General features: G+C 53.1%; 10 protein-coding genes and 2 pseudogenes. 3 read left to right on the forward strand and 9 right to left on the reverse strand.

The features are described from left to right. Positions 1-104 precede the first annotated feature (104 nt). The 9 genes and pseudogenes from H3001_RS17980 to H3001_RS18020 all read right to left on the reverse strand — a co-directional run. Positions 105-317, reverse strand: a pseudogene (locus tag H3001_RS17980) (DUF4141 domain-containing protein); the annotation flags it as partial. A 23-nt stretch (positions 318-340) separates the two neighbouring features. Next, positions 341-721 carry a DUF3876 domain-containing protein gene (locus tag H3001_RS17985; RefSeq protein WP_004291516.1) on the reverse strand — a complete coding sequence of 127 codons (381 nt, stop codon included), beginning with the start codon at positions 719-721 and terminating at the stop codon, positions 341-343. A 40-nt stretch (positions 722-761) separates the two neighbouring features. After that, positions 762-3266 carry a TraG family conjugative transposon ATPase gene (locus tag H3001_RS17990; RefSeq protein ID WP_181215680.1) on the reverse strand — a complete coding sequence of 835 codons (2505 nt, stop codon included), beginning with the start codon at positions 3264-3266 and terminating at the stop codon, positions 762-764. Then, on the reverse strand, positions 3263-3595 hold the full coding sequence (locus H3001_RS17995) for a DUF4133 domain-containing protein (RefSeq protein ID WP_004291514.1): 333 nt from the start codon (positions 3593-3595) through the stop codon (positions 3263-3265). Before H3001_RS17995 ends, H3001_RS17990 begins: the two co-directional genes overlap by 4 nt. A gap of 10 nt (positions 3596-3605) precedes the next feature. Beyond that, complete coding sequence (locus tag H3001_RS18000; protein WP_002560983.1) at positions 3606-3923, reverse strand: DUF4134 domain-containing protein; 318 nt, start codon at positions 3921-3923, stop codon at positions 3606-3608. 201 nt (positions 3924-4124) lie between these two features. After that, positions 4125-4853: a hypothetical protein gene (locus H3001_RS18005; protein ID WP_004304280.1), complete on the reverse strand. Its 729-nt coding sequence runs from the start codon at positions 4851-4853 to the stop codon at positions 4125-4127. 16 nt (positions 4854-4869) lie between these two features. After that, positions 4870-5223 (reverse strand): DUF3408 domain-containing protein, encoded by a 354-nt coding sequence (locus H3001_RS18010; RefSeq protein ID WP_004291505.1) that lies wholly within the window; start codon positions 5221-5223, stop codon positions 4870-4872. A gap of 2 nt (positions 5224-5225) precedes the next feature. Beyond that, complete coding sequence (locus tag H3001_RS18015) at positions 5226-5666, reverse strand: DUF3408 domain-containing protein (RefSeq protein ID WP_004291503.1); 441 nt, start codon at positions 5664-5666, stop codon at positions 5226-5228. 2 nt (positions 5667-5668) lie between these two features. Next, positions 5669-6718: a ParA family protein gene (locus H3001_RS18020; RefSeq protein WP_181215681.1), complete on the reverse strand. Its 1050-nt coding sequence runs from the start codon at positions 6716-6718 to the stop codon at positions 5669-5671. A gap of 421 nt (positions 6719-7139) precedes the next feature. On the opposite strand from H3001_RS18020, the gene mobA reads away from it, so the two are divergent. The 3 genes and pseudogenes from mobA to H3001_RS18035 form a co-directional block, all read left to right on the forward strand. Beyond that, complete coding sequence (gene mobA, locus H3001_RS18025) at positions 7140-7568, forward strand: conjugal transfer protein MobA (RefSeq protein ID WP_004291488.1); 429 nt, start codon at positions 7140-7142, stop codon at positions 7566-7568. Continuing rightward, a complete protein-coding gene (mobB, locus tag H3001_RS18030; protein WP_004291483.1) occupies positions 7547-8794 on the forward strand; it encodes a conjugal transfer protein MobB in 1248 nt (415 codons plus the stop codon). Before mobA ends, mobB begins: the two co-directional genes overlap by 22 nt. A gap of 30 nt (positions 8795-8824) precedes the next feature. Then, positions 8825-9748 (forward strand): annotated as a pseudogene (locus H3001_RS18035) (YWFCY domain-containing protein); the annotation flags it as partial. Between the last annotated feature and the right edge of the window lie 118 nt (positions 9749-9866).

A 9866-nucleotide genomic window follows, 5' to 3' on the forward strand; every position in this document is an offset into this window, starting at 1 on the left:
GTCCTTTCGTGGGCAGATAAGCTGGTGATGATAGGTAAATATTGGAACACTTACCTAATAGCTTGCCAATGCTACATTTATTATATCGCCTATACGGGCGCACCATCGTAATACTTCTTGCCCTGCTGATAGATTTTCACCGTCTCCTGAAAGTTGCTCACCATGTTCGTGGCGGTCTTGGAGGTATGGATGATGTTTTTGGAGGCATTGATGATGCCCTGCGCTAGATTGCCCGGATCGCTTACGACCCACTGTGCGCTTGCCCTGCCCGCGAAAAGCAGGCACAGGCAGATAATCATTGTTATTCTTGTTCTCATGTTACTTTGGATTTTAGTGGTTGTTATTCTTCGGTCGGATGTCCCGGCTGCGGCTTCACCCGCACATAGTCCCCGTTTGGCGAGAAAGTCAGCACATCCGTGGCCTCGTTGTAGGACACGTCGATGCGGAAGCCGGTGTTCATGAACAGGTTGCCGTTCTCCTCCTGCAAGAGATAGGTTTCCGGCTTGAGCTTGCGGCGCAGACCGCTACGACGGAACACCGTCACTTTGTAGGCTTCGCCCTCCTTGTAGATAAGCACGTCAGGTTTTCCCTCCACGCTCTCCCAGTTCCCGCACAGCATGTCGCGGCGGTTGTCGGCCACGTCGCAGGATTGCAGCATCATGACCGCCAATCCGATAAGGCACTTGCTGACTTGCAGCATTTTCACTTTTGGTAAATTCATACGCGTTTTTCTTTTTTGGTTGATACATTCTGTTTTTTAGTTATTCCTTGTTTCTCCGCCTTTCGGCAAGCTGCCGGATGGCGGCTTCGATGTCGTCGCCCAGCTTCTCCGCCAGACGGTAAACCTCCACTTTTTCCGTTTCCTCGGTGGTGTACGCCAGATACTCTTCCGCGCTGACCTCCGTGGCATAGACCGCCGACTGCGTGCCGCCCAAGCCTATCCACACCTCCTTGTAGAGCCGTGAAGGGTTGTTCGCCATGTTGATGGAGAGTATCTGCGACTTCTCCTTTTCCGTCAGTCCGAGCAACGCCTGTATCTGGTCGAACTTGTTCATATATTTCCTTTGGTCAAGCAGGATTTTACAATCCGAGTTGTTGATAATGCTCTCTTTGACCACCGGAGAACTGATAATGTCGTCCACCTCCTGCGTCACCACGATTGCCTCGCCGTAATATTTTCTGACCGTCTTATACATATAGCGCAGATATTCAGCCATGTTCGCCGATGAGAGGGCCTTCCAAGCCTCTTCCACGATAAGCTGTTTCCGCACGCCTTTCAGCCGCCGCATCTTGTTGATGAAGGCTTCCATGATGATGATGGTCACGACGGGGAACAGTTCGCGGTTTTCTTTAATCGAATCTATCTCGAAGACGATGAACCGCTTGCCGAGCAGGTCGATGTTCTCCGTGGAGTTGAGCAGGAAATCGTAACGCCCGCCCCGGTAATACTGCCGCATGGTGGTGAGCATGTTGTCGATGTTGAAGTCGGACTTCTCCACCTTGATGTCACGCTGTGCCAGTTCCTTGCGGTAGTCGTCACGCATATACTCGTAGAAGGTGTTGAACGACGGCACGATGCTACGGTCGGATTGGATGCGCTCAATATAGGCACTCACGGCACTGCCCAGCTCGCCGCTCTCCGTCTTTGTCACCTTGTCGTCCTCCGACTTCCAGAGCGTCAGCAACAGGGTCTTGATGCTGTCCTTCTTCTCCACGTCGAAGATGTAATCGTCGGTGTAGAACGGGTTGAAGCTGATGGGCTTATCTTCCGTGTAGGTGAAATACACACCGTCCGCTCCGCCTGTCTTGCGTCGGATCATGCCGCACAAGCCCTGATAGGAGTTTCCCGTGTCCACCAATACCACATGTGCGCCTTGCTCATAATATTGGCGCACGAAGTGGTTCATGAAGAAAGACTTGCCGCTGCCCGAAGGACCCAGCACGAACTTGTTGCGGTTGGTCGTGATACCTCGCTTCATGGGCAGGTCGGAGATGTCAAGGTGCAGCGGTTTTCCCGTGAGCCTGTCCACCATCTTGATGCCGAAGGGCGAGAGCGAGCTGCGGTAGTTGGTTTCCTCTGTGAACAGGCACACCGCCTGTTCGATGAAGGTGTGGAAACTCTCTTCCGCCGGGAAGTCCGCCGCATTGCCGGGTATCGCCGCCCAGTAGAGTGTCGGGCAGTCGATGGTGTTGTGGCGCGGCACGCATTCCATGCTTGCCAACTGGCTGCCCACGTCGTTCTTGATATGCTTCAGTTCCTCCGCATCGTCGCTCCACGCCATGACGTTGAAGTGTGCCCGTACCGAGGTCAGTCCGTAGGAATGGGCTTCGTTCAGGTATTGGTCTATCCACTCGCGGTTGATGCTGTTGCTCCTTGAATAGCGAGATAGCGACTGCATGTTACGGGCGGACTTCTCGAACTTCTGCAAGGTTTCCTCACTGTTGTCTATCAGCACATACTGGTTGTAGATATGGTTGCAGGAGAGCAGAAGCCCCACCGGGGAGGCGAATGACAGTCGGCAGTCACTCCGGTCGGTGGAGAGCTTCTCGTAACGGGTGTCGGTAGCCACCTTGCCCGGCAGGTCTTCCGCGTCGGAGAGGGTGTGCAGACACAGGCGGTTGTCGCCGATGCGCATCTCCCTTGCCGAAAGCTCGATGTCCTGCAAGGTGGTGTCACCTTCCGGCATGAGCGAGAAGTAGCGTTCAATAAGTCCCGTCTTTCCCTCAGTACCCACAATCTCATCGGTGGAGAGGCGGCGCAGCCTGACAAGCCCGCTGTCGTTCATGATGCGCTCAAACTGTTCGCAGGCTTCCAAGAACTTGGTCGTGGTTTCCCTGTCCAGCTCCTTCGGGATGATATGTCCCCGGCACAGCGTGCTGAAATTGCTCTGCATCCGGTTACGCTCCTTTGTTGTCTTGGTCAGGTAGAGGTAGCAGGTGTGTTTCAGGTACGGACGCTCGTTGAAGTGACGCTCGAAAGAGCGGCTTAAAAAGCTCATGTCGTCCTTCTGAAGCTCCGGTTTGTAGCGTTCCTTGATGAACCAGTCCTGTTTGTGGACGACGGAGTAGTCCGGCAGCACCTTGATAGCCTTGCACCAGCAACTGTGTATCGCCTCGTACTCCGCACCCGTCACGGTGTAAAGTTCCGGTAGTTCCACCTCGAAAGCCACCGTGATGTCGGCGTCCTTTGAGATGATGCAGCCATGCTCCACCGCTAAAAGTGGGAACCTGTTTTCCAGTGTTGTCATTTTCGATGTATTCCTCATTGTCTTTCTTCCTTTCGTTGTCGTTTGAACAGACGGGTTATCCGCCGCCGGTTGATAAGGTATCGGGGATGGCTCCGTGCCGCTCCTAATTTCATCAGCCCGTGTTCACCGTACCGGGCGTTCAGCGCGAAGGTCTGCCATACAAGGAGGGAGGACGATGCCGCGCCGAAGCCGATACATATCCACTGGTCGATACCGACCATGTAGAGGATGACGAACAGGACGAAGAGAGCCAGCAGACCTCCGCAGAAGATGAAGAGGTACTGTGCCTTCAAGCCCTTGAACTCTACCGGACGGCCGATACCCTTGTTGATTGGGTATTCAGCCATACATTATTTATTAAAGGAAGAATGAGCGCAGGATGGTGGCGGCAACAATCAGGAAGATGCACGCGCCGAACCACGAGGCGGCTGTCTTGCTGGTGTCGGGGTCGCCCGATGAAAACTTGCCGTACACTTTTACGCCCCCGATAAGCCCGACGACTGCACCGATGGCGTATATCAGTTTAGTTCCGGGGTCGAAATAAGAACTCACCATAGAGGTGGCTTCGTTGATGCCCGCGATGCCGTTTCCCTGCGCGAAAGCGGAGGCGGTTGCGGCGATGACAAGTGCCGCGGAGAGGATTGCTTTTCTGTTTTTCAAGATGTTCTTGTTCATAAACTGTTCTTGTTTTTTGCCGTCAAAAGGGTGGATGGTCCTTTGTCGGGCGGTTGATACTTTGTTTCTTTACTTTGGTTTTAGTGGATGCCCGTTTGTTTCCACGGACGTGGGCGTGTCCGTTGCGGATGGGGATGCGCCTTGCGTTTCCTCGCCGCGTGGGTTGATGTCATTCTTTCATGTTCATTTCTTTTATTGTTGTCATACATAGTTGCGAATGTCGAACTCCTCGATGTTGTCCGGCACGACGAACTCCTTTTCAGATTTCTTCAGCCGAATCTCGATAAGCCCCTTGATGCGGATGCCTATCTCCGAAGAGCCTTCCATCATTTTCTCGTACAACTCCGTGCCCTCCATGTCGGTGAACACCTTAGCCGCCTTTTCACGTTCCGCCTGTGTCGCGTCCGGGTTTTTGGCGGTCTTGCAGGCGTCGTCAATCTCGTCAAAGCTGCTGCCCGAAGCCCGTGGCGTGTCCGAGGCGTCCTCTTCCGGTTCGTCGTCCCCGTATCCCAGTTCCTCCGGCGGTATGCTCGTGAAGGTCTCATCGAGTTTTTCCTCCGGGACTTGTGCCGGGCGGGATGCGTTTCCCGTTTTTCCGTCGTCAAAAGTAGCCTCTTCCTCCGACAGCTCAATGCCTTTTTCAATAGTGGCGGCTTCTTGCGTCGGTATGGCAGCGGTTGTCCGGGTGGATGCCATCCTGAAACGGCTCTTGCCGATGATGTCCGCCTTTTCCGCAGGGACTTCCTCGTGTGCCGCTATGCGTTTAGCCTCATTCCCGTCCAGTGACCGCCATAATCCGACAATGCCCTTGAAGAAGCGGACAATCCGCGTGTCCATGATGCGCTCGTAAAGGAGCAGGAACAGGAACCAGAGGTTGCAGCCGACCGATACCGCCAGCAGAATGTCTGTCATGCTGATTGTGTAATTCATATCCTTCCGTTTTTGGTTAGAATACTGAATTGTAATTTCGGGCATAAAGGCTCTTTATCGCATCTTCGCACTGGTTGAAGTGGTGCGTCAGCACATGGTCGATGTAAGCGGACAGCGTAAGCCGGTCATGCCCGATTACACGGGTGATACGCATGATACGCTCGTGGTACTCCGGGCGCACATACGCCATCTTCCCCTCACGTGCCTTTACTTCCGGGTCGCGGATGAACAGGCGTTCATAGTCCTTCTCACTGCATTTGCCGCTTACCGGGACAGGCGACAGTATTTCCACACTCGCCTGCACTTGGGTAAACATACCTCCGCAGTCTTGCTGTGGTCTTTTTTCATTCGGTGTCATTTCTTTTTCCATTTTCAAATCAGATCTTCACGTTGTTTCTTGTACAGTTCGTTGATTCTCTCCTTGTGCTGTTCCAGATGCTGGCGCAGCACGGTATCCACATATCCGCCTACTGAGATTTCCCCTCCGGCGATGTCGTTCACGATTCTGAGGATCTTGCCGTGGACGTCACGGCTGATATAGACACATTGGCGGGTCTTTATCTCGTTGCGGCGCAGGAATAGCTCGTTGTAGTCCTCGTCCTGCCTTTTCCGGCGTCCACTTTCCCTCTGCGCTTTTTCCCGTGTTACGGGTTGCACAGGAGATGGTTCCGGTGCGGCGGTGTCCTCTTCGGTCGGTGCAGCTGCGGGTACTTCCTGTGCGGGGCGCAGTGTCCCGTCCTGTGTGCGCCGCCCGATGGAGGCTAACAGCAGTTCCTCGTCGATGCCTTCCGTGTTCACTTTCCTGCTGCCCATGCTCACTGCGGTCTGATGATGTCGCTTATCTCTTCGGAAAACTCCCGGATGCCACTCCCTTTCAGCAGTGCCGTGTCCATCGGGAAGATGGTGGAGCGGAAAACGCTCTTGCGCTCTTCCGAAAGGTCACGGCGGAACTTCTTGCTGTCGGGCAAGCGGGTGGAAAGTACCGGAAAGCCCATTTCGGCTATCACTTCCTCGTAGATGCCGTACAAGTCGTTCCTCTCCCTGCCGTCCACCATCGTCCAGAACAGATGCAGCCCCTTTGTTTTCGCCTGTCCGGTAGTCATCAGCATGTCGCGGAACATCGTGACGAATTTCAGGGTACTCTCCACGACAAAGCGGTCGGCACTCAGCGGAGTGAAAATGTAGTCCATCTGCGAGAGCGTCTTTATCACGCCGTTGCTTCGGAGTGTGCCGGGCATGTCGAAGAACACCACGTCGGGTTTCACGTCCTCAGTGGCAATCATCCTCTCGGCATCGTCGAGGGCGTTCACCGCATTGCTTTTGACGATGGTGTAGGCGTTCTTTTTGATCCGGCGGAAATGGTCGCAAGCGAGAGCCTTGAAGTAGGTGCTGCTGTCGATAAGCCCCATTTCGTGTTCGCGCAGCCCGTGGATGCTGTGCTGCGGGTCGTCGCAGTCCACGACGGCGACATTGTAGCCTTTCACGTTGTGCAGGTAGCTGGCGGCAAGTGCCGTGACAGTGGATTTGCCGATGCCACCTTTCTGTGTTGCGAATGCAACGAAGATTTCCTTACTCATAGTTCCATTTATTTTAATTGTTGATGATTTGTTTTTCTGTTTCCATACGGATTTGGCTGTCGCACCATCCGCTTCCGTGACTACACACGCAGGCGGGTCGTCGCGTATCCGGTTCTGTGGTGAAGCGGTGCGTCGGACAAATGGTGATTGACGACATTGCGTCATGAAGTCATTGAATCCATACGTCACCGAATTGTCGGAGAACCGGGTTTCCGACGGTTCGGGTATCCGTTTCGGCAAGTATCCGAAGAAGCGGATTTCCGGGTATTTGAATGTTCCGTTTATCATATCTTCAAATCGTTCGTTTCTTGAATCATGCTGCAAATAAACAAGTATATTTTGGAACCTGTATCACTTCTCCGGCAAGTGGCGGCACGTTGCGCCGGTTGGCAGTCATTGACCGGGTCAAGCATCTGTCCGATACCGCTTTAAGGGCGTAACTTTGCACCCGGACAGCAGGGTTCGCCGATGACGCGCGGCCCGGAGTCCTGAAAGGTATTTTCCCAATCCGTCCCCTGACGGATTTTTATGTTCACCTGAACATAGCAAGATGTCTTTTCAGCCGCTCAAAATATTTTGAGCAGCCACGAAAAGCACTTGCCCTTGCAGGGGGCGGGCTTTCCCTCCGAAGTCGGGAAGCCTTTCAGAACTGCGGTGCTGTAATCCGAAGCGGCGGCTTATGCCGTCAATCCGCTAAATCCAAAGTAATATGAAAGAGAAAAGGAAAAGCAAATCAGGGAGAAATCCCAAACTTGATCCGGCGGTGTACCGGTACACCGTCCGTTTCAACGAGGAGGAACACAACCGTTTCCTCGCCATGTTCGGAAAATCGGGTGTCTATGCACGGTCTGTTTTCCTCAAAGCGCACTTCTTCGGGCAACCGTTCAAGGTGCTGAAGGTGGACAAGACGTTGGTGGACTATTACACCAAACTGTCGGATTTTCATGCACAATTCCGTGCCGTGGGTACGAATTACAACCAAGTCGTGAAGGAACTGAGGCTGCATTTTTCAGAGAAAAAGGCGATGGCGTTGCTCTACAAATTAGAGCAACACACCGTCGAACTCGTGAAACTGAGCCGCCGGATTGTGGAACTTTCAAGGGAAATGGAGGCAAAATGGTCGCAAAAATCAGTGTAGGAAGTTCGTTGTACGGCGCGATTGCCTACAACGGGGAGAAGATTAACGAGGCGCAGGGGCGGCTTCTCACCACCAACCGCATCTACAATGACGGTTCGGGAACGGTGGACATAGGCAAGGCGATGGAGGGTTTTCTCACCTTCCTGCCACCGCAGATGAAGATCGAGAAGCCGGTAGTGCATATCTCTCTCAACCCGCACCCGGAGGATGTGCTGACCGATATTGAGTTGCAGAATATCGCCCGCGAGTATCTGGAAAAACTCGGTTTCGGAAACCAGCCTTATCTTGTATTCAAGCACGAGGACATCGACCGCCACCACCTGCACATCGTGACGGTCAACGTGGACGAGAACGGGAAAAGGCTCAACCGGGATTTTCTCTACCGCCGCAGCGACCGTATCCGCAGGGAACTGGAACAGAAGTACGGATTGCATCCGGCAGAACGTAAAAATCAGAGATTGGATAATCCGTTGCGCAAGGTGGCCGCATCGGCAGGTGATGTGAAGAAGCAGGTAGGCAACACCGTGAAGGCTCTGAATGGGCAGTACCGTTTCCAGACGATGGGCGAATACCGTGCGCTCCTTTCCTTATATAATATGACGGTGGAGGAAGCGAGGGGCAACGTGCGCGGACGGGAGTATCACGGGCTGGTCTATTCCGTCACGGACGACAAGGGTAACAAGGTGGGCAACCCGTTCAAATCCTCGCTTTTCGGGAAGTCCGCAGGCTATGAAGCCGTACAGAAGAAGTTTGTCCGTTCCAAATCGGAAATCAAGGATAGGAAACTGGCAGACATGACGAAACGCACCGTCCTTTCCGTGCTGCAAGGCACTTATGACAAGGACAAATTTGTATCCCAACTCAAAGAGAAGGGCATCGACACCGTACTGCGCTACACAGAGGAAGGGCGCATCTATGGGGCTACCTTCATCGACCACCGCACGGGATGCGTGCTGAACGGTTCGCGCATGGGTAAGGAGCTTTCGGCGAATGCCTTGCAGGAACACTTCACCCTGCCATACGCCGGACAACCGCCGATACCGCTATCCATCCCTGTGGATGCTGCGGACAAGGCACACGGGCAGACCGCCTACGACAGTGAAGATATATCGGGCGGTATGGGCTTGCTCACTCCCGAAGGTCCGGCGGTAGATGCCGAGGAAGAGGCTTTCATCCGGGCGATGAAGCGCAAAAAGAAGAAAAAACGCAAGGGCTTGGGTATGTAATCAGAGTATCAACAATTAAAAAATCAATGTATGTCACAACAAGAAGACGATTTGAGGGCATTGGCGAAAATCATGGATTTTCTGCGTGCCGTGAGTATCATTTTAGTGGTCATGAACGTGTACTGGTTCTGCTACGAAGCCATCCGGCTGTGGGGCGTGAACATCGGCGTGGTGGACAAAATCCTTCTGAACTTCGACCGCACGGCGGGGCTGTTCCATTCCATTCTCTACACGAAGCTGTTTTCCGTCCTTTTGCTTGCCTTGTCCTGTCTGGGTACGAAGGGTGTCAAGGGTGAGAAAATCACTTGGGGGAGAATCTGGACAGCATTTGCCGTCGGGTTCGTGCTGTTTTTCCTGAACTGGTGGTTGCTGCCCCTGCCGCTGCCGCTTGAAGCGGTGACGGGACTGTATGTCCTTACCATTGGAACGGGCTATGTCTGCCTGTTGATGGGTGGTCTGTGGATGAGCCGCCTGTTGAAACACAATTTGATGGAGGATGTTTTCAACAACGAGAACGAGAGTTTCATGCAGGAAACGAGGCTTATCGAAAGCGAGTATTCGGTCAATCTGCCGACACGTTTCTATTACAGGAAACGCTGGAACAACGGTTGGATCAATGTAGTTAATCCCTTCCGTGCGTCCATCGTGTTGGGTACGCCGGGCAGCGGCAAGTCCTATGCCGTGGTAAACAATTTTATCAAGCAACAGATTGAAAAGGGCTTTAGTCAATACATCTACGATTTCAAGTATCCCGACCTATCTACTATTGCCTACAACCATTTGCTGAACCACCCGGACGGCTACAAGGTAAAGCCGAAGTTCTATGTGATCAACTTCGACGACCCGCGACGCTCTCATCGGTGCAATCCCATTCACCCGGATTTTATGGAAGATATTACGGATGCCTATGAGAGTGCCTACACAATAATGCTCAACCTCAATAAAACGTGGGTGTGACCTGAAAAGTCACGTAATTGATTGTTAAACAGCAATGTATATTGCAAGATTTAACCCGCTGTTCCGTCAGCGGTAGCCTACTATAAGGTGCATCTCCAGTGATGGGTTGTGCTAA

It is taken from the genome of Phocaeicola faecicola (assembly GCF_013618865.1).
Lineage (GTDB): Bacteria > Bacteroidota > Bacteroidia > Bacteroidales > Bacteroidaceae > Phocaeicola > Phocaeicola faecicola.

Coding starts and splice junctions, on each gene's coding strand:
- H3001_RS17985 (WP_004291516.1), bottom strand. CDS start 721: ATGAATTTACCAAAAGTGAAAATGCTGCAAGTCAGCAAGTGCCTTATC.
- H3001_RS17990 (WP_181215680.1), bottom strand. CDS start 3,266: ATGAGGAATACATCGAAAATGACAACACTGGAAAACAGGTTCCCACTT.
- H3001_RS17995 (WP_004291514.1), bottom strand. CDS start 3,595: ATGGCTGAATACCCAATCAACAAGGGTATCGGCCGTCCGGTAGAGTTC.
- H3001_RS18000 (WP_002560983.1), bottom strand. CDS start 3,923: ATGAACAAGAACATCTTGAAAAACAGAAAAGCAATCCTCTCCGCGGCA.
- H3001_RS18005 (WP_004304280.1), bottom strand. CDS start 4,853: ATGAATTACACAATCAGCATGACAGACATTCTGCTGGCGGTATCGGTC.
- H3001_RS18010 (WP_004291505.1), bottom strand. CDS start 5,223: ATGGAAAAAGAAATGACACCGAATGAAAAAAGACCACAGCAAGACTGC.
- H3001_RS18015 (WP_004291503.1), bottom strand. CDS start 5,666: ATGGGCAGCAGGAAAGTGAACACGGAAGGCATCGACGAGGAACTGCTG.
- H3001_RS18020 (WP_181215681.1), bottom strand. CDS start 6,718: ATGATAAACGGAACATTCAAATACCCGGAAATCCGCTTCTTCGGATAC.
- mobA (WP_004291488.1), top strand. CDS start 7,140: ATGAAAGAGAAAAGGAAAAGCAAATCAGGGAGAAATCCCAAACTTGAT.
- mobB (WP_004291483.1), top strand. CDS start 7,547: ATGGTCGCAAAAATCAGTGTAGGAAGTTCGTTGTACGGCGCGATTGCC.